A 23,765-nucleotide genomic window follows, 5' to 3' on the forward strand; every position below is an offset into this window, starting at 1 on the left:
GGGGGAAGATCAGAGTCCTTCCGCGGATGCATTTCTGGATTGCTTCGCTGCGCTCGCAATGACGAGTCTGTTGAGGCGCGTGCACAGCCGCCCCCCCTCACTCCACCCCAATCGTCGTCAAATCCTGGAACCAGTGCTGCGCCTGCACGAACTGCTTGATCTTTGGCGACAGCGCGTGCGGGTTGGTGTCGTGGACGACCCAGACCAGCGTGGCATCGTTCACGATCAGCGCATGCGCCTGCGCCAGCAGCGCGTCCTGTTTGGCGGAATCGAAGGTCTGCTTGGCCTCGTCGATCAGCGCATCGACCTCAGGGTTCTTGTAGCCGCCCCAGTTGACGCCGACCGGCGCAATCTGCCCGGAATGGAAGAAGCGGACGATGGCGTAGAGCGGATCCGAGGTGACATAGGCAATGTTGTTGGCGGTGATGCCGGCGTTCATCTCGTCGGCCGCGCCTTTGCGCCAGTGTGTATATAATGTCTCGAGCTCGACGACCTTGAAGTCGATCTCGATGCCGATCTCCTTGAAACTCTGCTGCAGGAATTCGTTCATCGGCAGCGACAGCATCTGGCCGGTGCCGCCCTGCGCGATGATGAAGGTGGTCTTCAGCGGCTTCGCCTTGGAGTAGCCGGCCTCTTCGACCAGCTTCTTGGCCGCGGCAAGATCATATTTCAGCTCGAAGCTCGGCTTGCCGAACCACGGGCTGGACAGATCGACCTGTCCCTTGGCAGGCTTTGCCAGCCCGTTCATCAGGCCGACCACCGCCTCGCGATCGATCGCGAGGTTCAGCGCCTTGCGCAGGCGAATGTCGGTCCAGGGCGAGCCCGGCAGCACGCTGAGATGATAATTCCAGACATGCGGTGTGATGTTGTCGACGAGCTTCATGCCGGCGGCTTTGAGCTGCGGCACGGCATCCGGCGCGGGCGTTTCGATCAGATCGACTTGCCCCGCAAGCAGCGCGTTGGTGCGCGTCAGCGCTTCAGGCATCGGCACCAGCACGATCTTGTCGGCCTTGGGAATGCGCTTCTTGTTCCAGTAGTCCGGGTTCTTGGTGAGCTCCGCGAGCTCGCGCGGCACCAGTTTGGTCAATTTGAACGGACCGGTGCCCGAGGGCTGGCTGGCGAACTTGTCCCAGTCCTTGCCGAGCTTGTCGTATTGCGCCGGGCTCGACACCAGGAACCACAGCATCTGATAGGGGAAGAAAGAATCGACCGTCTTGGTTGTTATCTCCACGGTAAAGTCGTCGATCTTGGCGTAGCTCGCGACCGAGGGCAGGCGGGTCTTCACCTGCGCGCTCTGCCGCTTATCGAATTGCGGCGCCTTGTCGTTGAGCACCTTGTCCAGATTCCAGATCACCGCATCGGCGTTGAACTCGCTGCCGTCGTGAAACTTCACATCTTTACGAAGCGTGAAGCGCCATTTGGTCTTGTCGGCATCGTCGACCTTCCATTCGGTGGCAAGCCCCGGCACCAGCTTGCCGGGCCGATCGGCGACGTCCATCTCCCAGGCGACCAAGGGATCGTAGATCGTGTAGGCGGTGAACTGATAAGCGCCGGCGCCGCGATCGGGCTGGCCCGTCGTCAGCGGAATGTCCGCCATCGAGATGCCGTAGCGCACAACACTTTCGGCGCGCGCCGAGATTGCGGAGGCCGCCAGCGCAAGCACGGCGAGACAGGTCGACAGTCGAATACGCATTGGCCCAAAGCTCCCAGGAGATATCGGGACCAAACTTGCAATCTTGATGCCAGAATAGGCAGGGCGATGCGTTCGCCCGTGCGCGACCCACAAGGACTTGTCGTCGCAGTGACAAATGGCAGAATAAGTTTCTCTTTGGCATAGCCATTGCATACGATTGCATCAAAAATAGTCATCGAAGCCGGAAAAGGATTGAGGCGATGCTTATCAAGAAGAACAAGACACATGCCGCGCTGATCGCGCTCCTGGCGCTCGGCACGGTGGCCGCATTCCCGCGCGTCGCTAGCGCCGAAACTGTGCTGCGCATCGGCATGACCGCCGCCGATATTCCGCGCACGCTGGGCCAGCCCGACCAGGGTTTTGAAGGCAACCGCTTCACCGGTCTCACCATGTATGACGGGCTCACCGGCTGGGACCTGTCCTCGGCCGACAAGGCAAGCGTGGTGATCCCGGGCCTTGCGACCGAGTGGAAAGTCGACGACGCCGACAAGACCAAGTGGATCTTCAAGCTGCGCCCGGGCGTGACCTTCCATGACGGCTCGCCGTTCAATGCGGACGCCGTGGTATGGAATGTCGAGAAGGTCTTGAAGCAGGACGCGCCGCAATTCGACGCCAGCCAGGTCGGCGTCACGGCCTCGCGCATGCCGACGCTGGCGTCTGCGAAGAAGATCGACGACATGACGGTCGAGCTCACCACCAAGGAGCCCGACAGCTTCCTGCCGATCAACCTCACCAATTTGTTCATGGCGAGCCCGGCGAAGTGGCAGGCCTTTTACGATAAGGCCGAAGGCGCTGACGCCAAGGCGAAGTCGCAAGCCGCCTGGACCGCCTTCGCCAGGGACGCCTCGGGCACCGGCCCGTGGAAGATGGCGAGCTTCACCCCGCGTGAGCGGCTCGAGCTGGTCAAGAACGCGAACTACTGGGACAAGGCCCGTGTCCCCAAGGTCGACAAGATGGTGCTCTTGCCGATGCCGGAGGCCAACGCGCGCACCGCGGCGCTGCTCTCCGGGCAGGTCGATTGGGTCGAGGCCCCGGCGCCGGATGCGCTGCCTGAGCTCAAGCAGCGCGGCTTCAAGCTCTACGCCAACGAGCAGCCGCATGTCTGGCCGTGGCAATTCTCGCGTGTCGAAGGCTCGCCGTGGAACGACATCCGCGTGCGCAAGGCCGCGAACCTCTGTGTCGACCGCGAGGGCCTGAAGGACGGCCTGCTTGCCGGCCTGATGGTGCCGGCGACCGGCACCTTCGAGCCCGGCCATCCCTGGCGCGGCAAGCCAAGCTTCGAGATCAAGTATGATAAGGCGGCTGCACAAAAGCTGATGCAGGAGGCCGGCTTCGGTCCGAACAAGAAGCTGACGGTGAAGACCCAGACATCCGCCTCCGGCTCGGGACAGATGCAGCCGCTGCCGATGAACGAATATCTCCAGCAGGCGCTGGCCGAATGCTATTTCGACGTGCAGCTCGACGTCATCGAATGGAACACGCTGTTCACCAACTGGCGCCGCGGCGCCAAGGATCCCTCAGCCAACGGCGCGAACGCGACCAACGTCACCTATGCGGCGATGGACCCGTTCTTCGCGCTGGTGCGCTTCCTGCAATCGGGCATGGCGCCGCCGGTGTCGAACAATTGGGGCTTCATCAACAATCCCAAGTTCGACGACCTCGTGAAGAAGGCGCGCCAAACCTTCGATCCCGCCGCGCGTGACGCTGCGCTCGCCGAGCTGCACGCGGCCTCCGTCGACGACGCCGCCTTCCTCTACGTCGCCCACGATGTCGGCCCTCGCGCCATGAGCCCGAAGGTGACAGGCGTCGTGCAGCCGAAGAGCTGGTTCATCGATTTCTCGCCGGTGTCGATGAAGTAGTGAGTTGAGCACGCTGGTAGGGCTCCCCTCCCCCTTGCGGGGAGGGGTTGGGGAGGGGGCTCACACGGGCGGTGTTCGTGTGGCTACCCCTCTCCCTAACCCTCCCCCGCAAGGGGGGAGGGAACCCTCGCATCGGGCGTCCCTTACTGTCCCCGCGCACCCAGTCGTGCGACATCACGTCAGGTAATTCAGTGCTCGCTTATATCGCCAGACGCATTGTCTACGTCGTCCCGATCGTCATCAGCGTGGCGCTGGTGTGCTTTCTGCTCGTGCACATCACCCCGGGCGATCCGCTCGTGGCCGTGCTGCCGGCCGACGCCTCGCAGGAGCTCGCCGCGCAGCTGCGCGCCGCCTACGGTTTCGACCGGCCGCTGCCGGTGCAGTTCGGGCTTTGGCTGCTGCGCGCGCTGCACGGCGATCTCGGCAATTCCATCGCCACGGGGCGTCCCGTGCTGGCCGAGGTCATGCGCGCGGTCGGCAACACCGTCACGCTGGCGATTGCCGCCGCCATCATCGGCTTCACCATGGGCATCCTGTTCGGCCTGATCGCCGGCTATTTTCGCGAGACCTGGATCGACAAGGTCGCGACCTCCTTCGCGATCGCCGGCGTCTCGGTGCCGCATTACTGGCTCGGCATGCTGCTCGTCATCATCTTCTCGGTGCAGCTGAACTGGCTGCCCGCGGTCGGCGCCGGGCCGAGCGGCTCCAACTCCTGGGCCTGGGACTGGGCGCACCTGAAATATCTCGTGTTGCCGGCAATCACGACCTCGGTGATCCCGATGGGCATCGTCACCCGCACGGTGCGCGCGCTCACCGGCGACATCCTCAGCCAGGATTTCGTCGAGGCGCTGCGGGCCAAGGGCCTGCATGAAACCGGCGTGTTCCGCCACGTCATCAAGAATGCCGCGCCCACCGCGCTCGCGGTGATGGGGCTCCAGCTGGGTTATATGCTCGGCGGCTCCATCCTGATCGAGACCGTGTTCTCCTGGCCGGGCTCGGGCTTCCTGCTCAACTCCGCGATCTTCCAGCGCGACCTGCCGCTGCTGCAAGGCACGATCCTGATCCTCGCGCTGTTTTTCGTGTTCCTCAATCTCTTGGTCGACATCGCGCAAGCCGCGATCGACCCGCGCATCAAGCGGGGCTAGCGGGATGAGTCTAGTTACTGCCACGCAAAAGCTGCGCTCCCTCCCCCGCCTGCGGGCAGGGCAATCGCATATGGGAAGCGGATTCCCTGCGGCCCATCCTTCGAGACGCCCGCTTTGGCGGGCTCCTCAGGATGAGGGCGGAGTCTGCGGCAGCAGTTTTAACGGCTCGAAGCCAATTAGCCTCATCCTGAGGAGACCGCGGAGCGGTCGTCTCGAAGGACGAGGCGCTTGCTCAGGCCGCTCCAAGAGGTCATATGCGATAGCCCTGCGCCTGCGGGGGAGGGCTGGGGAGAGGGTATCTCCGCAATCGAGAACCCCCAAGAGGAGAAAGCCCTCACCCGGCGCTTCGCGCCGACCTCTCCCGCAAGCGGGCGAGGTGAAACGAGCCCTTGGCTTGCACGGAGCGCGCCACGTCCTGCGGGGAGCTGGCTCATGAGCGAGCTTCCGTTGTCCGCCACCAGCGATGCCGCGCTCCAGGCCGCACCCGCGACCAGGGCGCGCGGCTATTGGGCGACCGTCGGCCGCCGCATCATGCGCGACAAGGTCAGCATGGCCTGCGCGCTGGTGCTGCTGCTGATCTTCCTGTCCGCGATCCTCGCGCCGTGGCTCGGTCTCGAAGACCCCTACAAGGGCTCGATGATCCGCCGCCTTCGCCACATCGGCACCGCTGGCTATCCGCTCGGCACCGACGAACTCGGCCGCGACATGCTGGCTCGGCTGATCTATGGCGGGCGGCTGTCGCTGGTCATCGGCATTTTGCCGGTGATCCTCGCCTTCTGCGTCGGCACCTCGCTCGGCATCATTGCCGGCTATGTCGGCGGCAAGCTCAACACCGCGATCATGCGGACGGTCGATGTGTTCTATGCGTTCCCGTCGGTGCTGCTGGCGATCGCCATCTCCGGCGCGCTGGGAGCGGGCATCCTCAATTCCATCGTGTCGTTGACCGTCGTGTTCGTGCCGCAGATCACCCGCGTCGCCGAGAGCGTCACCACCGGCGTGCGCAACATGGACTTCGTCGAGGCCGCGCGCGCCTCCGGCGCGGGGGCCTTCACTATTATGCGCGTGCACATCCTCGGCAACGTGCTCGGCGCCATCTTCGTCTATGCCACCAGCCTGATCTCGGTCTCGATGATCCTGGCCGCCGGCCTGTCCTTCCTTGGCCTCGGCACCAAGCCGCCGGAGCCGGAATGGGGCCTAATGCTGAACACCTTGCGCACCGCGATCTACGTCAATCCCTGGGTTGCAGCGTTGCCCGGCGCGATGATCTTCGCGGTCTCGATCTGCTTCAACCTGCTCTCGGACGGCCTGCGTAGCGCCATGGACATCAGGAACTAGCGATGGTGAGAGAGATGCAGACTTTCACGGCGTTGATGGTGCCACACCTCTCCCGTAGGGAGAGGTCGGATTGCATCGCAAGATGCGATCCGGGTGAGGGGTTTCGCTGCATCGAGTTTGCCGCGCCCCCCTCACCCGGCGCTTCGCGCCGACCTCTCCCCGATGGGGAGAGGTGAAGGATCGCGGCCATGAGCGAGAGCAACACATCCGTCGAAATGCTCGAGCCCGTCGAAGACCGCGGCGGCGTCGCGCAGCCACTGCTTCAGGTCTCCGGTCTGACAAAACACTTCCCCGTGCGCGGCGGGCTGTTCGCCGCGAAGCGCACCGTGCGCGCCGTCGACAACGTCTCCTTCTCCGTCGCCAAGGGCGAGACCGTCGGCATCGTCGGCGAGTCCGGCTGCGGCAAGTCGACCACCGCGCGCCTCTTGATGCATCTGATGCCGCGCGATGACGGCGACATCATCTATGACGGCATGACCGTCGGCCAGTCGCTGAGCCTGCGCGAGTTGCGCCGCGGCATGCAGATGGTGTTCCAGGATTCCTACGCCTCGCTCAATCCGCGCCTCACGATCGAGGAATCGATCGCGTTCGGTCCCAAGGTCCACGGCATGGCCGACGGCGCGGCGCGCACCCTGGCGCGCGAGCTGCTCGGCAAGGTCGGCCTGCGCCCGGAAAACTTCGCCAGCCGCTATCCGCACGAGATCTCCGGCGGCCAGCGCCAGCGCGTCAACATCGCCCGGGCCCTGGCGCTGTCGCCGCGGCTGGTGATCCTGGACGAAGCCGTCTCCGCGCTCGACAAATCCGTCGAGGCGCAGGTGCTCAATCTGCTCGCCGACCTCAAGCGCGAGTTCGGCCTGACCTATCTCTTCATCAGCCACGACCTCAACGTCGTGCGCTACATCTCGGACCGCGTGCTGGTGATGTATCTCGGCGAGGTCGTCGAGCTTGGCCCGGTCGACCAGGTCTGGGACCAGCCGGCGCATCCCTATACGCGCGCGCTGCTGGCGGCGATGCCGTCGTCCGATCCTGATAGCCGCACCGAGACGCCGCCGATCACGGGCGATCCGCCCAATCCGATCGATCCGCCCTCGGGCTGCCGCTTCCACACCCGATGTCCGTTTGCGGAGCCGCTCTGCGCAAATGCGACACCAAAGCTCACTGCGCTGGATAATATGGGCCATGAGGCCGCGTGCTACATGGCGATACCGGGTTCAGGCCATAGCCGCGCGCCCAGGGAGAAGACCGCATGACGAGACCGACACCAAAAGAAATCAAGCCGATCGCGCAGATCGCGGGCGTTCCCGTGGATGACGAGATCGCGACCCGCATCTCCAATTCCATTGGCCCGGCCTTCGAAGGCTTTGCGGCCATTGCCGGCACGCTGCCGTTCGACCTCGAGCCTGCGCTCTATCCGATCGCGCAGACGCAGAAGGTGTCGAAATGAGCACCGAGCCTGCCTTGATGACGCTCACCGAGGTCGCGCGTGCGATCGCGATGAAGCAGCTGTCCTCGCATGAGGTGACGCGCGCGCTGCTGCAGCGCATCGCGCAGTGGCAGCCGCATCTCAATGCCTTCATGTCAATTGAAGCGGAAACCGCGCTGAAGGCGGCCGAGGCCGCCGATGCCGAGCTCGCCAAGGACAATGTTCGTGGTCTGCTGCACGGTGTGCCGCTCGCACACAAGGACATGTATTACGACGCCGGCAAGGTCGCGACCTGCGGCTCGCTGATCCGCCGCGATTTCGTCCCGACCGTGACCTCCACCGCCTTGCAGCGGCTGAAGGATGCCGGCCAGGTCCGGCTCGGCACGCTGCACCTCGCCGAATTCGCCTATGGCCCGACCGGGCACAACGCTCATTACGGCCCGGTGCGCAATCCCTGGAACGTGGCCCACATTACCGGCGGTTCCTCATCGGGCTCCGGCTCGGCGGTTGCTGCGCGTTTGACTTATGCGGCGCTCGGCTCGGACACCGGCGGCTCGATCCGCATGCCCGCGCATTTCTGCGGCGTCACGGGCCTCAAGACCACCGTCGGCCGCGTCAGCCGCGCCGGCGCGATGCCGCTGTCGCAATCGCTCGACACCGTCGGCCCGCTCGCCCGCACCGCCGAGGACTGCGCGCTGCTGCTGGCGCTGATGGCCGGTGCGGACCCCGCGGATTCGACCTGTAGCCACGAGCCGCTGTCGGACTATGTCGCCGCGACCAAGGGCTCGTTGAAGGGCCTGAAGTTAGGGGTGCCCGCGTCGTTCTACGTCGACGATCTCGACAGCGAGGTCGCGCGCGTGCTGGACGAGACCATCGCCGTGCTCAAGCGCGAGGGCGCCGACATCGTCACGGTCGAGCTGCCGGATCAGCGGCAATTGTCCTCGGCAAGCCAGCTCGTACTCGCGGCTGAAGCCGCCGCCTTCCACAAGCGCTGGATGATCGAGCGTCCGCAGGATTACGGCGCGCAAGTCCTGATGCGGCTTCAGAACGGCCTCGCCGTTCCCGCCATCACCTATCTGGAGGCGATGCGCTGGCGCGGGCCTGCGCTCGCCGCGCACAACGCGGCCACCGCGGGTGTCGATGCGGTGATCGCACCGGCTTCCCCGGTGCCGGCGCCGACGATCGAGGAAAGCGATGTCGGCGGCGGTCCGAACGCGCCGGCGCTGTTGCAGCGGCTGACGCTGTTCACCCGCCCGGTGAACTTCCTCGGCCTGCCGTCGCTCACGGTGCCGACCGGCTTCACCAGAAGCGGCCTGCCTGTAGGCATGCAGCTGATCGGCCGCTCCTTCGATGAAGCCACCTTGCTCACCATCGGCGCCGCGTTCCAGCGCGTCACCGATTACCACGACCGGATACCGAAACTGCCGTCATGACAAAGCTCGTCGAGATCTCAGGCCTCAACATCCGCTTCACCGGCGAGCGCACGGTCTATGCCGTGAACGATCTCAGCCTCTCGCTCGGCAACAGTGAGGTGCTGGGCCTGCTCGGCGAGTCCGGCTCGGGCAAGAGCGTGACGTTGCGTGCGCTGATGCGGCTGCTGCCGAAGAAGCGCACGCAGATTTCAGGCACGGTCAACGTGCTGGGCCGCGACGTGCTCGCCATGAACGACGAGGAGCTGTCGTCGTTCCGCGGGCAGACCGTCTCGATGATCTTCCAGGAGCCCGCGCTCGCGCTCGATCCGGTCTACACCATCGGTGCGCAGATCGCCGAAAGCGTGGTGCGCCATGAAGGCAAGAGTTTTGCGGAAGGGCGGGCGAGGGCGCTCGAAATGCTCGAGGTCGTGCGCATCCCCTCGGCAAAGCGCCGGCTCGATGCCTATCCGCACGAAATGTCCGGCGGCATGCGCCAGCGCGCGATGATCGCACTCGCGCTGGCCTGCCGTCCCAAGATATTGCTCGCGGACGAGCCGACCACCGCGCTCGACGCCACCGTGCAGATCCAGATCCTCTTGCTGCTGCGCGAGCTGCAGCGCGAGTTCGGCATGTCCGTCATCTTCGTCACCCATGACATCGGCGTTGCCATCGAGATCTGCGACCGCGTCGCGGTGATGTATGCCGGCCAGATCGTGGAGCAGGGGAGCCTGCGCGACATCGTCCGTTCGCCGGTGCATCCCTATGCCAAGGGGTTGCTTGCCTCCACCATCCACGGCGCCAAGCGTGGGCAGCGGCTCGAAACCATTCCCGGCACCCCGCCCTCGCTGGCCGAGAAACCCCACAATTGCTCCTTCGCCCCCCGCTGCAAGTTCGCCGAGCCGCGCTGCCTGGAGCGGTTGCCTGCGAATGTGGAGGTCGGGCCGGGCCGGGCGGCAAGGTGCGTACTGGCGGAGCAGGTCACCGCATTGTCGTAATACTGAGCGCACCGGCCAGGGCCTGCTCTACTGTGCATGGGGTTGTTTTCGACATTTTTTGTCTGCACTGCCGCAACCGGCCGGCCACGAACGCCATTCAGACCCCATTCATCCCGCTTCCGGTTCCATGCGGCCATTCACGCCAGAGGGACCTCACTTATGTACATTTCCAACGAAGGCCTGCTCGTCATCCTGTTCGTCGGCCTGGTCGCCGGCTGGCTGGCCGGAAAGATCGTGAGGGGCGCCGGGTTCGGCATCATCGGCGACATCGTGATCGGCATCGCCGGGGCCCTGGTGGCCAGCCTCTTGTTCCCAAAGCTCGGCATTCGTCTCGGCACCGGGCTCGTCTCCGAGATCGTCTATTCCGCCATTGGCGCCGTCATCCTGCTTCTGGTGGTGCGGCTGGTGCGCGGCGGGGGCCGGTTCTAGCCGGCGTTCGGCAGATCGGAGCTTGCGGCCTCTCCCTTTTCCGGGGAAGAGCCTGAAAGTCTGCAAGAAAAAGCCGCAAGCCTGTGAAATTCCGGACTTGCGCGGAAGTCTATCAGGGGTAGATGTGGCCCATCAGGGCCCCGGATTAATTCGACTGCGTTGACGGCCGGAAAACAGATGTTAATCCGAGGCGAGTACCCTGAATCGCCTTTGAAATCAGGGGCATTGCCCCTCACCCGAAAGAGATCAGACTGATGGCAGCCATCCCTGGCGTCCGCCGTTCAGAGCTCGGTGACGCCATGCGCGCTTGTCGCATGGCGTTCGTCGGCGTCGGCTTGATGAGCTGCATGATCAACCTGCTCTATCTGACCGGGTCGATCTTCATGCTGGAGGTCTACGACCGGGTGCTGCCGAGCCGCAGCATCCCGACCCTGGTCGGCCTGATCATCCTCGCCAGCTTCCTCTACATGGCGCAGGGCGTGCTCGACATGATCCGCAACCGCATTCTGGGGCGGATCGGTACCTCGCTCGACGAGGCCCTCAACAAGCGCGTGTTCGACACCATCGTGCGCCTGCCGCTGCTGGTCGGCAGCCGCAACGAAGGCCTCCAGCCGCTGCGCGACCTCGACAATGTCCGCTCCTTCCTCGGCGGCATGGGCCCGAGCGCGTTCTTCGACCTGCCCTGGCTGCCGCTCTATCTCGCCATCTGCTTCGCCTTCCATGTCCTGATCGGCGTCACCGCGCTGATCGGCGCCATCATCCTGGTCGGCCTGACGCTGGTCACCGAGTTCATGTCCCGCCAGCCCGCGCGCGAGGCGATGGGGCTTGCCGCCCAGCGCAACGATCTCGCCCAGGCCAGCCGCCGCAACGCCGAAGTCATGGTGTCGATGGGCATGGCCAGCCGCATGAACCAGCGCTGGAGCGAGGCCAACGAAAAATATCTGGCCGGCAATCAGCGCGCGAGCGACGTCGCCGGCGGTCTCGGCGCGGTCGCAAAGGTGCTGCGCATGATGCTGCAATCGGCCGTGCTCGCGGTCGGTGCCTATCTCGTCATCCATCAGGAGGCGACCGCCGGCATCATCATCGCCGGCTCGATCCTCTCGGCCCGCGCGCTGGCGCCGGTCGATCTTGCGATTGCGCACTGGAAGTCCTTCGTCGCGGCCCGCCAGAGCTGGCAGCGCCTGACCCGCCTGTTGGAGCAGATGCCGGCGCAGGCGATGCCGACCCAATTGCAGGCACCCACCAGCCGGCTCTCGGTCGAAGGCGTCGCCATGGTGCCGCCCGGCGACCAGCGCCTCATCGTCCAGGACATCACCTTCGCGCTCACCGCCGGCAACGGCCTCGGCGTGATCGGGCCAAGCGGCTCCGGCAAGTCGTCGCTGATCCGCGCGCTGGTCGGCGTCTGGCAGCCGGTGCGCGGCAAGGTGCGGATCGACGGCGCGGCGCTCGACCAATGGTCAAGCGACGTGCTCGGCCGTCACATCGGCTACCTGCCGCAGGACGTCGAATTGTTCGGCGGCACCATCGCGCAGAACATCAGCCGGTTCGATCCCGAGGCCACCTCCGACGCGATCATCGCCGCGGCCAAGGAGGCCGGCGTGCATGAGATGATCATCAAGATGCGCGAGGGCTACAACACGCAAGTCGGCGAGCAGGGCGCTGCGCTCTCCGCAGGCCAGGCGCAGCGCGTGGCGCTGGCGCGCGCGCTCTACGGCAATCCGTTCCTGATCGTGCTCGACGAGCCCAACTCCAATTTGGACACTGAAGGCGACGAGGCGCTGACTCGCGCCATCCGCTCGGCACGCGAGCGCGGCGCCATCGTCGTCGTGGTGGCGCACCGGCCGATCGGGGTCGAGGCGGTCGACCAGATCCTGGTGCTGCGCGACGGCCGCATGCAGACTTTCGGTCCCAAGGAGCAGGTGCTCGCCCAGGTGCTCCAGCCGCGCGTGACGCCGCCGGCGCCGATCAAGATCGTGAGCGAAGGTGGAGTACCCAAGCCATGAGCACGTTGGCGATCGGCGGCCCGAAGCCTGCCGCGAAGAAGACGGTGCGCGATTCGATCAAGTTTCACCTGATGCTCGGTCTCGCGATCGTGCTGGTCCTCGTCGTCGGTCTCGGCGGCTGGGCCTCCACGGTGTTGATCTCGGGTGCGCTGATCGCGCCGGGGCAGATCGTGGTCGAATCCAACGTCAAGAAGGTGCAGCATCCGACCGGCGGCGTGGTCGGCGAGGTGCGCGCCCGCGATGGTGACGTGGTCAAGGCCGGCGACGTCGTGGTGCGGCTCGACGATACCGTCACCAAGGCCAACCTTGCCATCGTCACCAAGAATCTCGATGCTGCGCAGGCGCGCGCGGCGCGGCTCCAGGCCGAGCAGCGCGGCGTCGACAAGATCGAATTTCCGCAAAGCCTCCTCGAGCGGGCCGACGATCCGGACGTCAAGGTGCTGCTCTCCGCCGAAACCAAGCTGTTCGACGTCCGCGTCAACGGCCGCACCGGGCAGAAAGCGCAGCTGCGCGAGCGCATCACGCAGCTCAACGAGGAAATCGCAGGTCTCAGCGCTCAGGAGAAGGCCAAGGACCAGGAGATCGCGCTGGTGCAGAACGAGCTCACCGGCGTGCGCGAGCTCTACGACAAGCGCCTGGTGCAGATCTCGCGCCTGACCCAGCTCGAACGCGACTCGGCGCGTCTCAACGGCGAGCGCGCGCAGTACATCGCTTCGCGCGCCCAGGCCAAGGGCAAGATCACCGAGACCGAGCTCCAGATCATCCAGATCGACAAGGACGTGGTCAGCGAGGTCTCCAAGGACCTGCGCGAGACCAACGACAAGATCGGCGAGCTGATCGAGCGCAAGGTCGCCGCCGAAGACCAGCTCCGCCGTGTCGACATCCGCGCGCCGCAGGACGGCATGGTGCTGCAATCGACGGTGCACACCGTCGGCGGTGTCGTCACCGCCGGCGATGCCCTGATGCTGATCGTGCCGCAGGCCGACGATCTCCAGGTCGAGGCCAAGGTCAACCCGGTCGACATCGACAAGCTCCAGATCGGCCAGAAGACGTTGTTGCGCCTGTCCGCTTTCAACCAGCGCACCACACCCGAGCTCAACGGCGTCGTCAGCCGCGTGTCGCCCGACGTCACCACCGACCAGCGCACCGGCCAGAGCTATTACACCATCCGCGTCTCGATGCCGGCCGAAGAGGTCGCCCGCCTCGGCGACGTCAAGATGATTCCCGGCATGCCCGTGGAAGCCTTCGTCCAGACCGGTGACCGCACCATGCTGTCCTATCTGATGAAACCGCTGCACGACCAGCTGATGCGCGCGTTCCGGGAGAAGTGACGCGCGAAAGCGCGTCATCCCGGAGCGCGGTTAGCGCGCATCCGGGATCTCGTGCCACACACGCGCCGTCATCGCCCGGCTTGACCGTTGTGATTGAATCGAGGAGCCGCGGCGTACCCCGGTCAAGCCGGGGCATGACAGCGGTGTGTGGCGCGATCTCGTAGGGTGGGCAAAGGCGCGATGCGCCGTGCCCATCACCTTTCACGCGACGAGTATATGGTGGGCACGCTTCGCTTTGCCCACCCTGCGGCAGCCTCTAGTCGTCACTGCGAGCGCAGCGAAGCAATCCAGTCTGCCTCAGCGGAGGGATTTCTGGATTGCTTCGCTGCGCTCGCAATGACGACTTGGCTGTCAGTTTGCTATACTGCGATTGCAAACAGCAACCCGGCGGTCGACCATGCAATCCCCACCCTCCATCGCCACCGAATTCTTCTCCGACGCTGACCTCGCCGTCGCCCGGCTCGAAGAGATCTATGAGCGCAACACAAAATTCCTGCGTGACCGGTTCGAGGCCTATGTTGGCGGCGAAGCGGTCACGACGCGGGTTCGCGCTTACTATCCCTTCGTCCGCCTCATTACCGCGACGCATGCGCGGCTGGATTCGCGCTTGTCCTACGGTTTCGTCCATGGCCCCGGCGTGCACGAGACCAGCGTGACGCGGCCGGATCTATTCCGCGCCTATCTCACCGAGCAGATCGGACTCCTGATCCAGAACCACGCAGTGCCCGTCGAGATCGGCGAGTCCACGGAGCCGATCCCGATCCACTTCGCCTATCGCCGCGACATCAACATCGAGGCCGCCATCACCACCAGCGAGAACTCTGCCATCACGCGATCGCTGCGCGATGCGTTCGACGTGCCTGATCTCGCCACGATGGACGATTCGATCGCCGACGGCACCTTCGAGCTGCACCCCGGCGCGCCCGAGCCGCTATCCTTGTTCCGCGCCGCCCGCGTCGACTACTCGCTGCGCCGGCTCTATCACTACACCGGCACGGATCCCGAATATTTCCAGAACTTCGTCATCTTCACCAACTACCAGTTCTATGTCGACGCCTTCGCGCAGCTCTGCCAGCAGCGGCTTCAATCCGGCGAGGCTGGTCTCGATGCCTTCGTCGCGCCCGGCAATGTGATCACGCGCAGCGGCGGCGCCATCAGCGGGATGGCGCCCGTGCGCGCACCGCAGATGCCGGCCTTCCATCTGGTCGCGCCCGACTATCGCGGCATCACCCTGATCAATATCGGCACCGGTCCGTCCAACGCGCGCAACGCCACCGACCATGTCGCCGTGCTGCGGCCGCATGCCTGGCTGATGCTCGGCCACTGCGCGGGCCTGCGCAACACGCAGCGGCTCGGCGACTACGTGCTCGCCCACGGCTACGTGCGCGAGGATCATGTGCTCGACCGCGAGCTGCCGCCGTGGGTACCGATCCCGGCGCTGGCCGAGATGCAGGTTGCGCTCGAGGAGGCGGTCGAGGACGTCACGGGTTTCGAAGGTTTCGAGCTGAAGCGCCTGATGCGGACCGGCACCGTCGCGAGCGTCGACAACCGCAATTGGGAGATCTCCGGACCTGCGGTGATCCGCCGCTTGTCGCAATCCCGTGCGGTCGCGCTCGACATGGAATCGGCCGCGATCGCCGCCAATGGCTACCGCTTCCGCGTCCCCTACGGCACGCTGCTCTGCGTCTCCGACAAGCCGTTGCATGGCGAGATCAAGCTCGCCGGCATGGCCAGCGAATTCTACCGTCGCCGCGTCGGACAGCACCTCGAGATCGGTCTGAAGGCGCTGGAGCGGTTGAAGCAGCAGGAATCGGAGCGGCTGCATTCGCGAAAGCTGAGGAGCTTCGCCGAGGTCGCGTTTCAGTAGCGCGTCCCTCCCGCTTGCCGGCAGGATCTGGCAGCACGACTGTCGCACGCCCGACGCCGGCGTCTCCGCGAGAACGCAATCATCCCGGAATATCGCCGCCATAGCAGGGTTATCACGTCATCCGGGGCCGCGTTGTCAGAAACAGGAGACAGCAATGATCACAGCGATGATCAGAGTCGTCGTGCTGGGAACGTTCGAGTTCTGTGCGTCAAGTTCTGCAAAATTGATCATGGGGTCCGGCCAAGCCATCCCCTCGGAGCCGCCGTCGCTCGCTCGCCCAAAAGCGCAGCGCTGGCGAGCGACGGCGGCGGAGAGGGGTGGCGTCCATCCCTTTGGTGGGCCTGAGCATCGTCAGGCCGCCTGACGCAGCGTCTCCTTCTTGTGCTCTTTCAACAGATCCATGTTCAGATAGCGATGGTCTTCGAGCCAGGCTTCATGGCGCTCGACCGTCAGCGCCCGAACCAGTCTGAGGCAGCTTTCCCCATTGGGGAAGATGCGGACCACATAGGTCCGCCGCCGGATCTCCTCGTTGAGACGCTCCAGCATGTTGGTCGACTTCATGTGCTTGCGGTGCGCCAGCGGCAGGCGGAAGTAGGTCAAGGTCTCCTCGATGTTGTCCTCGACCCAGCCGGTGAGCTTGGGGTATTTGCCACCCCATTTGGCCAGCCAGGCGGCCAGGTCGCGTCGCACCTCGCCCAGATCGCGCCGGTCATACATCCAGCGCAGCTCGAGCAGGCAATCGTCATCGACCTTGCGCGGCACATAGTCGAGCGCGTTGCGCAGGAAGTGCACATAACAACGCTGCCAAAACACCCCAGCGAGCACCTCCGGAATCGCCTTCTTCAGTCCCGGATGGTCGTCGGAGACGACGAACTCCACGCCGTGAAGCCCGCGCGCCTTCAGCCCTTCCAAAAACTCTTTCCAGCTCGATCGGCTCTCCCGGTTGGCGAGCTCGACTGCCAGCACCTGACGCCGCCCCTCCCAGTCGACCCCGATCGCGATCAGCACCGCCTGGCTCGCGATGATGCCGTCCTCGCGCACCCGCTCATAGCGGGCATCCAGGATCAGATAGGGGAACGGTTCCTTGAGCTTGCGTTCGCAGAACGCCTTGAGCGAGGCATCCAGCCGCTTGTTGATCGCGCTGATCGCCGAGGCCGAGAAGGCGTGCCCCACCAGTTCCTCGGTGACCTGCTTCACCTTCCGCGTCGAGACGCCTTGCACGTACATCTCCGCCAGCGCCGCGACCAGCGCCTTCTCCGAGCGCTGGTAGCGCTCGAACAGTTCGGTCGAGAACCGCCCCTGCCGGTCCTGGGGGACCTTCAGTTCGAGCTTGCCGACACGGGTGATCAGCGAGCGCGTATAGTAGCCGGAGCGATAGCCAAGCCGTCCTTCGACGCGCTCCCCCTTCTCCGCACCCAGCGTTTCCGTCATCTCGGCTTCGAGAATGTCCTGCACCGCACTCTGGATCAGCGGCTTCAGGAACTCCTTGTCCGACCTCAACAACTCTTTGACTGCAGCGACATCCGTCCTAATCTTCGTCACGGTCATGGCGGGTCCAAGCTCCTCTACGAGCGGTGATCTTCGCAACCACCGGACTTACCATGACCGCTTCAGCCTCTCAGCTTTTGCAGAACCTTCCGCACACTACCAACGTTCGCAGCGGCGCTGTGCGCTTCGCCGGTATTGGCCGCGGGCGGTGGAGGTGGTGGTGGAGGTGGTGGCACCAGCTCCACGGATCCCTATGCGGGCGCCTATTCGGATCAGAAAGCGCAGCCCACCTACCCGAAACGCTCCAACCCAAAGGCAACCCAGAAAGGTAAGAAGCCGAACAACCAGTCCAGCATCGGTGATCCCGCATTCGCGGCCGGCTACCGCGTGGCCTATGACACGATCTACGAGCGCAACGATTATGCGGTCGCGATCGAGCAACTGAAGGCGCTCGGCCACGACGATCATCCGAACGTCGCCAATCTCATCGGTTACTCATATCGCAAGCTCGGCGACTACAAGCAGTCGCAGATCTGGTACGAGCGCGCGCTGAAGGCCGATCCGAATCACGTGCTGACCTGGCAGTATTATGGGCTTTGGCAGCTGGAGCAGGGCAATCGCGAGCAGGCAATGTTTCACCTGGGCCGCATCGCCGCGATCTGCGGTTCCGATTGCGAGGAGTACAAGTCCCTGGCGACTGCGCTGGAGAAACCCACAGGCGCGGCCCTCGTTTACTGAGAACGCAGGCTGGGTCAGGCCCGCGGCTGTACGAAGCGCAGTCCGCTCGGCGTAATCCACTATCGCGACAATAGGTAGGTTACGCCTTGGGCTAACCCACCCGACACATGGTGACAAGCGAAGAAATTTTCAGCATTGTCCGGCGCGGGGGCTCGACCGGGACGACTTGATGCCACTCATGCGCGACAAGATCATTGGCCATGACCTCGAACGGCTGGCCTTTCGCTTCACCATGCTGAACGACGGCGATGTGGTGCAGTGCCAGATCAGCGACGCCGCGATGGACGAGCTCGCGGGCATGCAGGGCACCGAAAGCAGCGCGCGTCAGGCGCAGTTCCTGTCCCTGCGCGAGACCATCGAGCGGATCGCGTCAGACCTCTACGACGAAGCGCCGAGGTTTCAGGGCTATGTGGTGCGGATCTTTATGCGGCATTTGGGACGGTGAGATTGATCATCACCGCGCACCAGCCCCTCGCCGTCATCCTTCGGTGCTCAACACGAGGCGCAGTGCGCCTCGTGTTGAGCACCGAAGGATGAGCGGCCGAGATGCAGCCGGGCCGTCGTCCTTCGAGGCTCCCCTTGCGACGCAAGGGGAGCACCTCAGGATGACGGTATTAGGAGTGTGCCCGCTTGCCAGGGGCTGCCGCTCACTCCTCCAGCTTCTTCAGCAACAATTTCAGCGCTGTCGCCGCGAACTCCTGCATGTTGGCAAGCCGGTCATTGCTGCCCGTCTCCAGCGTCATCACCTCTGCCACAGGGCCCGCGACCGCCATGCAGCTATGGCCGGCGGCGTCGCCGTAGCGGTTGCCGGTGGGGCCGGCGGCGCCGGTTTCGGACAGGCCCCAGTCGCATCCGAAGCGCGTTCGCATCCGCTCAGCAAGCAGCTTCGCATAGGGCTCCGAGGAGGAGCGAAAGCCCTTCATGCCGTCGTCCGAAATATCCATCAGCACGCGCCTGGCGTCGCGGGCGTAGACCACGGCGCCACCGAGGAAATAGGCGGACGCACCGGGCACGGCGAGCAGGCTGGCCGAGATAAGGCCACCGGTTGAGGATTCTGCCACCGCAATGGTCTGTTTGCGCGCGATCAGTTTGGCCGCGACCTGTTCCGCAATGCCGAAGAGCTCTTTCATGTCCTTCACCTCTGATCCTCGCAACTGTGCTCAGCCTTCCTAGCATATGACGGAAGGCTTGGCCGAGTTGCGGGCGGCGGGCAGGCCTGCTTGAATGGCGGAGACAAAGCGGGAGCGGCCAGGTGCCGCACGCGAGAAGACGAGACCAAGAAACTTCACAGGGAAACGTGAAGGAGACGTCATGGCGTCCCTGATCGCCGGCGGGGTGGATTGCGATTTGCATCCCGCCGTGCCGCATCTGACCAGCCTGCTGCCGTACCTGAACGATTATTGGCGCGATCAGGTGACGACGCGCGGCATGGTCGATCTCGTCTCGCAATCCTATCCGCAGAACTCGCCGATCGTGGCGCGGCCCGATTGGCGCCCCGAGAACGGCAAACCCGGCGAAAGCCTGGCGGACATGCAGCGTCATGTGCTCGATCCTTTCCAGCTCAAGCTCGCGATCTGCAATCCGCTCTACGGAGTGCAGATGATGTTCTCCGAGGACATGCAGGCGGCCTTCTGCCGCGCACTGAACGACTGGCTCGTTAAGGAGTGGCTCGATCGCGATCCGCGGCTGCGCGGCTCGATCGTGATTCCCACGCAAAGCGTCGACAAGGCCGTCGCCGAGATCGAGCGCTGCGCGCAGGATCGCCGCTTCGTGCAGGTGCTCATGCTGGTCATGGGCGACACGCCGCTCGGCAAGCGTGCGCTGTGGCCGATCTATGCGGCCGCGGAAAGTCTGGAATTACCGGTAGGCATTCATGCCGGTTCCGCCTACCACAATCCGCCCACCGCCGTGGGGTGGGGTTCCTATCACATCGAGGATTATGTCGGTCAGGCCCAGGCGTTCCAGACCCAGCTCACCAGTCTGATCGTCGAGGGCGTGTTCGCCAAATATCCGCGGCTGAAAATGGTGATGCTGGAGTCCGGTGTCTCCTGGATCGCGCCCTATCTCTGGCGTCTGCACAAGTTCTGGCGCGGGGTGCGGATGGAGACGCCGTGGGTCGATCGCGCGCCGGTGGAGATTGTGCGCAGCAACATCCGCTTCTCGTTACAGCCATTTGATGCGCCGCCGGAACCTGAGACATTAATTCGCCTGTTTGATCATATGCAGTCGGACGAATTGGTCCTATTCTCCACGGACTATCCGCACTGGCAGTTCGACGGCCAGGACGCGCTGCCCGAAGGTCTGTCCCCCGATCTCGTGCACAAGATCATGATCGACAATCCGCATGCGACCTATCCCCGCCTGACTTAGCCCGCTGCCAAAGGAGGCAAGGCGATGAATATCCAGTTCCGCGAGAGCTCCGAAGCTGCTTCCCCACTGACTGCGAAAACCGCGATCGCGGATTGCGACATCCATCCGGCCCGCGCCACCCGTACCGAGCTCTATCCCTACCTCGCCAAACGCTGGCAGCATCACCTCGACATCTACGGCGTCCATGCCTATCAGGGCATGATGGAAGGCCCGCCCTATCCGAAGGCCCAGCCCAACGCCTCGCGCCGCGACGCCTATCCGCCGGAAGGCGGCCCGCAAGGTTCCTCCCTCTCCTTCATGCAGAAGCAGCTGCTCGATCCCAACAACGTGCAGCTTGGGGTACTCAATCCGCTCAACACCGGGCAGGGTATCCGCAATCACGAGCTCTCGGCCGCATTGTGCTCGGCGATCAACGACTGGCAGATCGACAAATGGACCAGCAAGGACAAGCGGCTGAAGGCGTCCATCGTCGTCGGCAATGAGGATGGGCTGTCGGCCGCCGCCGAAATCCGCGAACGCGCCGGCGACAAGAACTTCGTGCAAGTGCTGCTGCTCAGCCGCAATGTCGAGCCGCTCGGCCAGCGCCGTTATTGGCCGATCTACCAGGCTGCGGAAGAGGCCGGCCTTCCCGTCGGCGTGCACGCCTTCGGCTTCGGCGGCAATCCGATCACACCGTCAGGCTGGCCTTCCTACTACATCGAGGAGATGGTGGGACACTCGCAGTGCCAGCAATCGGCGCTCGCGAGCCTTGTGCTGGAAGGCGTGTTCGAGCGCTTCCCGAAACTGAAGATGGTGATGATCGAAGCCGGCTTCGGCTGGGCGCCGTCGCTGGCGTGGCGGCTCGACAAGGCCTGGCAGCGGCTGCGCAGCGAGGTGCCGCATGTGAAGCGGCCGCCGTCGGAATATATCCGCGAGCAGGTGTGGTGGACCACGCAGCCGATGGAAGACCCGGAGCGGCGCGAGGATCTGTTCGACGTCATCAACTGGATCGGTTGGGACCGGCTCTTGTTCGCGACCGACTATCCGCATTGGGACTATGACGAGCCGTCGCGCGTGCTGCCGGCCGGCGTCAGCGAGACCAATCGTGAGGCGTTCTATCTCGGCAATGCGCAGAAGCTTTACGGGATTGCTTGATGGCGCGTCATGTGATTGCCGCGGTCGACGAGCTTCCGCCGGGCACGCGAAAATTCCTGGAGATCGATGGACGGCCGATCGCGGTTTTCAACATCAAGGGCGAATATTTCGGCCTGATGAACCGCTGCCCGCATCAGGGCGCGGCGCTGTGCGAGGGCCCGCTGATCGGCCTCGCGCAATCGAAGGATCCCGGCGAGATCGAATATACGAAACTCGGCGAGATCATCCGCTGCCCCTGGCACGGCTGGGAGTTCGACATCCGCACCGGCCAGTCCTATTGCGACCCCCGCCGCTTCCGCGTGAAGGCCTATCCGGCCAATGTCGAGCCGGGCGCCAGCGTGGTGAAGGGGCCGTATGTCGCCGAGACGATCCCGGTAAGAGTCGAGAGCGACTACGTGGTGGTGGAGCTGTAGTCCCCGCTGTCATTCTGGGGCGCCCGAAGGGCGAGCCCGGAATCCATCGTGCGTCAGGAATGCTGGGAGAAATGGATTCCGGGCTCGCCTCTTCGAGGCGCCCCGGAATGACGCCCTCTCAATGCCCCGCCAGTCAATCGATTTTGCCAGGGGAAGCTGATGATTTTTCAGGCTTTATTTTGCGTTGCAGCGATCATCCAGTCCCGGAAAGCGGTCAGTTTCGGCGCTTCGCGGCGGCCCTCCGGCGAGACCAGGTAGAAGCCGGCATCCGCCGGCAGCGCGATCTTGAAGGGCACTACGAGCCGGCCCTTGGCGATGTCGTCCTGGACGTAGGAGGTCCGGCCCATCGCGACGCCGATGCCGTCAATCGCGGCCTGGATGGTCATGAAGATCATGTCGAAGGTGATGCCGGGCTGCCTGGCGATATCGGCTGGCAGGCCCGCCGCCGTCAGCCACAGCCGCCAATCGTCGCTGTTGGCGTTGGAGGTGTGCAGCAGCGGATGGTTGCGCAGGTCCTCGGGCCGGCGGAGCGGCTTGTCGCCGCGCAGCAGTGACGGGCTGCACACCGGAAACAGCTCGTCCGCCATCAGCCAGTCGGCACGCAGGCCCGGCCACTGGCCGCGGCCGTAGCGGATCGCGGCATCGACGTCGTCGCGCTGGAAGTCGACGAGACTGGCCGAGGTGGTGATGCGGACATCGATGCCAGGGTGGCGCTCCTGGAAATCGGTGAGCCGCGGCAGCAACCATTTTGCGGCGAGCGAGGCCAGCGTCGACACCGTCAGCACCTTGTCGTCGTCCTTGCGCAGCAGCCGGTCGGTGGCGAGGCGCAGGTCGTTGAAGGCAGCGCGGACGCCGGGGAGGTAATCCCGCGCTTCCGGCGTCAGCGCTAGCGCGCGGTTCTGCCGGACGAACAGGCGGATGCCGAGCTCCTCCTCCAGCCTTCGGATCTGATGGCTGATCGCGGTCTGGGTCACGTTCAGCTCGGCCGCCGCCAGCGTGAAGCTGAGATGGCGCGCCGCGGCCTCGAACGCCCGCAATCCGTTCAGGGACGGCAATCTGGCAGTCATTTGGCAGCAGGATACATGACGTTATTTCATGCGAAAAGGTACAAATTGTCGTTTGTCGCGGCGCAGCAGAAAGCAGATATTAGCGCTGAAGTTAGCTCCAGGAGCTGAAGATGTCTACGTTGACCCAGAATTCGATGACAAATCATCATGCGCCAGGTCTGCTCCACCAGATCGGCGACACGCTCCACCTCTGGCACGAGCGTTACCGTAACAGGCGCGAGCTCACCAACTGGACCGCGCGGGATCTGCAGGACGTCGGCCTGTCCTGGTCCGACATTGCCTACGAGGCCGACAAACCCTTCTGGCGGGCCTGATAGGCCGCCAGGCCGGCGCCGCCTGACTGTGGGGGCGCCGGCGGTCCCCTTTTCGCACGGTGCCGGTCATGAGCACGCTTCGCCTCGAAGACCTCACGCAATATTCGGATACGCTGCGCACCCGGCAGGGTGAGGCCGTCACCGTTCGCTTCGTCGAGCCGCGCGACACCGAGGAGCTCCAGCACTATTTCCGCTCGCTCTCGACCCGCTCCCGCTACAACCGCTTCTTCGGCGCGATCAGCGAATTGCCGAAGGGGCTACTGCACGATTTCCTCGAGGTCGGTGAGCGCGAGCGCTTCACCGTGGTCGCGACCATGCTGGTCGACGGCTTCGAGACCATCGTCGCCGAAATGCGCTATGCGCTCCATGCGGAAACATCGACGGTCGAGTTCGGCCTGTCGGTCGATGACCGCTGGCACGGCCACGGCATCGCCACCGCGCTTCTGAACAACCTGGAATGCCGCGCCGCCGCGCTCGGTGCTGAGCGCATCTTTGGCGAGACGCTACGCTCCAACGAGACCATGATCTCGCTCGCGCGCAAATCCGGCTTCGCCTTCGTCAACCATCCCGACGATTGGAAGCTGGTGCGCTTCGACAAGGAGGTCACGGTCGCACCGAAAGACATCCCCTGCGCGAGCTGGCGCCTCGCCGCCCTTTCCCGTCAGGCCGACAGCCCCTCAGCCTCGGCCTGACACCACTCGATGCCCGGCTCTGACGTTCAGAGCCGGGCATCTTTTTGTCCTTCGTAG

The 23,765-nt window shown here is 64.5% G+C and carries 22 protein-coding genes; 18 read left to right on the forward strand and 4 right to left on the reverse strand.

Annotated features, from left to right (window positions below):
- Window positions 1-97: 97 nt before the first annotated feature.
- A complete protein-coding gene (locus tag CWO91_RS33100) occupies window positions 98-1,693 on the reverse strand; it encodes an ABC transporter substrate-binding protein (RefSeq protein WP_130219723.1) in 1,596 nt (531 codons plus the stop codon).
- Between the two features lie 200 nt (window positions 1,694-1,893).
- Here CWO91_RS33100 and CWO91_RS33105 point away from each other — a divergent pair, with 200 nt between their 5' ends.
- From CWO91_RS33105 to CWO91_RS33155, 11 genes are all read left to right on the forward strand, one after another.
- Window positions 1,894-3,552, forward strand: a complete 1,659-nt coding sequence (locus tag CWO91_RS33105) for an ABC transporter substrate-binding protein (RefSeq protein WP_130219724.1) — start codon at window positions 1,894-1,896, stop codon at window positions 3,550-3,552.
- Window positions 3,553-3,743: 191 nt separating this feature from the next.
- Window positions 3,744-4,697: an ABC transporter permease gene (locus CWO91_RS33110; RefSeq protein WP_130219725.1), complete on the forward strand. Its 954-nt coding sequence runs from the start codon at window positions 3,744-3,746 to the stop codon at window positions 4,695-4,697.
- A 432-nt stretch (window positions 4,698-5,129) separates the two neighbouring features.
- On the forward strand, window positions 5,130-6,032 hold the full coding sequence (locus CWO91_RS33115; protein WP_130219726.1) for an ABC transporter permease: 903 nt from the start codon (window positions 5,130-5,132) through the stop codon (window positions 6,030-6,032).
- Window positions 6,033-6,220: 188 nt separating this feature from the next.
- Complete coding sequence (locus tag CWO91_RS33120) at window positions 6,221-7,282, forward strand: ABC transporter ATP-binding protein (protein WP_165405889.1); 1,062 nt, start codon at window positions 6,221-6,223, stop codon at window positions 7,280-7,282.
- Window positions 7,279-7,476 (forward strand): hypothetical protein, encoded by a 198-nt coding sequence (locus CWO91_RS33125; protein WP_018321359.1) that lies wholly within the window; start codon window positions 7,279-7,281, stop codon window positions 7,474-7,476. The genes CWO91_RS33120 and CWO91_RS33125 overlap by 4 nt, the downstream gene beginning before the upstream one ends.
- Entirely contained in the window at window positions 7,473-8,888 is a 1,416-nt protein-coding gene (locus CWO91_RS33130; protein WP_130219727.1) for an amidase, read from the forward strand. The genes CWO91_RS33125 and CWO91_RS33130 overlap by 4 nt, the downstream gene beginning before the upstream one ends.
- Entirely contained in the window at window positions 8,885-9,862 is a 978-nt protein-coding gene (locus CWO91_RS33135; RefSeq protein ID WP_130219728.1) for an ABC transporter ATP-binding protein, read from the forward strand. Before CWO91_RS33130 ends, CWO91_RS33135 begins: the two co-directional genes overlap by 4 nt.
- A 159-nt stretch (window positions 9,863-10,021) precedes the next feature.
- Window positions 10,022-10,291, forward strand: a complete 270-nt coding sequence (locus CWO91_RS33140; RefSeq protein ID WP_091890659.1) for a GlsB/YeaQ/YmgE family stress response membrane protein — start codon at window positions 10,022-10,024, stop codon at window positions 10,289-10,291.
- Window positions 10,292-10,545: 254 nt separating this feature from the next.
- On the forward strand, window positions 10,546-12,294 hold the full coding sequence (locus tag CWO91_RS33145) for a type I secretion system permease/ATPase (protein WP_130219729.1): 1,749 nt from the start codon (window positions 10,546-10,548) through the stop codon (window positions 12,292-12,294).
- Complete coding sequence (locus CWO91_RS33150; RefSeq protein WP_130219730.1) at window positions 12,291-13,625, forward strand: HlyD family type I secretion periplasmic adaptor subunit; 1,335 nt, start codon at window positions 12,291-12,293, stop codon at window positions 13,623-13,625. Before CWO91_RS33145 ends, CWO91_RS33150 begins: the two co-directional genes overlap by 4 nt.
- Before the next feature lie 397 nt (window positions 13,626-14,022).
- Window positions 14,023-15,492: an AMP nucleosidase gene (locus tag CWO91_RS33155; RefSeq protein WP_165405890.1), complete on the forward strand. Its 1,470-nt coding sequence runs from the start codon at window positions 14,023-14,025 to the stop codon at window positions 15,490-15,492.
- Between the two features lie 351 nt (window positions 15,493-15,843).
- On the opposite strand, the gene CWO91_RS33160 is transcribed toward CWO91_RS33155, so the two are convergent.
- Window positions 15,844-17,040, reverse strand: a complete 1,197-nt coding sequence (locus tag CWO91_RS33160; RefSeq protein ID WP_130219732.1) for an IS256 family transposase — start codon at window positions 17,038-17,040, stop codon at window positions 15,844-15,846.
- A gap of 135 nt (window positions 17,041-17,175) precedes the next feature.
- Here CWO91_RS33160 and CWO91_RS33165 point away from each other — a divergent pair, with 135 nt between their 5' ends.
- Both CWO91_RS33165 and CWO91_RS33170 read left to right on the forward strand, forming a co-directional pair.
- Window positions 17,176-17,718, forward strand: coding sequence for a tetratricopeptide repeat protein (locus CWO91_RS33165; protein ID WP_165405891.1), 543 nt, complete (start codon window positions 17,176-17,178; stop codon window positions 17,716-17,718).
- 178 nt (window positions 17,719-17,896) lie between these two features.
- Window positions 17,897-18,163: a DUF1488 family protein gene (locus tag CWO91_RS33170; RefSeq protein ID WP_244551202.1), complete on the forward strand. Its 267-nt coding sequence runs from the start codon at window positions 17,897-17,899 to the stop codon at window positions 18,161-18,163.
- 202 nt (window positions 18,164-18,365) lie between these two features.
- Here CWO91_RS33170 and CWO91_RS33175 read toward each other — a convergent pair whose 3' ends face one another.
- Window positions 18,366-18,848: a CinA family protein gene (locus CWO91_RS33175; protein WP_130219735.1), complete on the reverse strand. Its 483-nt coding sequence runs from the start codon at window positions 18,846-18,848 to the stop codon at window positions 18,366-18,368.
- Window positions 18,849-19,029: 181 nt separating this feature from the next.
- Here CWO91_RS33175 and CWO91_RS33180 point away from each other — a divergent pair, with 181 nt between their 5' ends.
- Genes CWO91_RS33180 through CWO91_RS33190 form a run of 3 tightly spaced genes read left to right on the forward strand, consistent with a single transcriptional unit; the run spans window position 19,030 to window position 21,635 of the window.
- Complete coding sequence (locus CWO91_RS33180; RefSeq protein WP_130219736.1) at window positions 19,030-20,088, forward strand: amidohydrolase family protein; 1,059 nt, start codon at window positions 19,030-19,032, stop codon at window positions 20,086-20,088.
- A gap of 24 nt (window positions 20,089-20,112) precedes the next feature.
- Window positions 20,113-21,222 carry an amidohydrolase family protein gene (locus CWO91_RS33185; protein ID WP_130219737.1) on the forward strand — a complete coding sequence of 370 codons (1,110 nt, stop codon included), beginning with the start codon at window positions 20,113-20,115 and terminating at the stop codon, window positions 21,220-21,222.
- Window positions 21,222-21,635 carry a Rieske (2Fe-2S) protein gene (locus CWO91_RS33190; protein WP_130219738.1) on the forward strand — a complete coding sequence of 138 codons (414 nt, stop codon included), beginning with the start codon at window positions 21,222-21,224 and terminating at the stop codon, window positions 21,633-21,635. Before CWO91_RS33185 ends, CWO91_RS33190 begins: the two co-directional genes overlap by 1 nt.
- 167 nt (window positions 21,636-21,802) lie before the next feature.
- Here CWO91_RS33190 and CWO91_RS33195 read toward each other — a convergent pair whose 3' ends face one another.
- Entirely contained in the window at window positions 21,803-22,702 is a 900-nt protein-coding gene (locus CWO91_RS33195; protein ID WP_130219739.1) for a transcriptional regulator GcvA, read from the reverse strand.
- Window positions 22,703-22,812: 110 nt separating this feature from the next.
- On the opposite strand from CWO91_RS33195, the gene CWO91_RS33200 reads away from it, so the two are divergent.
- Together CWO91_RS33200 and CWO91_RS33205 are read left to right on the forward strand one after the other, a co-directional pair.
- The gene (locus tag CWO91_RS33200; protein ID WP_091890623.1) at window positions 22,813-23,016 is read left to right on the forward strand and encodes a DUF1127 domain-containing protein; all 204 of its coding nucleotides are present in this window, start codon (window positions 22,813-22,815) and stop codon (window positions 23,014-23,016) included.
- Window positions 23,017-23,084: 68 nt separating this feature from the next.
- Window positions 23,085-23,708 (forward strand): GNAT family N-acetyltransferase, encoded by a 624-nt coding sequence (locus CWO91_RS33205; RefSeq protein ID WP_130219740.1) that lies wholly within the window; start codon window positions 23,085-23,087, stop codon window positions 23,706-23,708.
- Window positions 23,709-23,765: the final 57 nt, after the last annotated feature.

Source organism: Bradyrhizobium genosp. SA-3 (assembly GCF_004212635.1).
GTDB lineage: Bacteria > Pseudomonadota > Alphaproteobacteria > Rhizobiales > Xanthobacteraceae > Bradyrhizobium.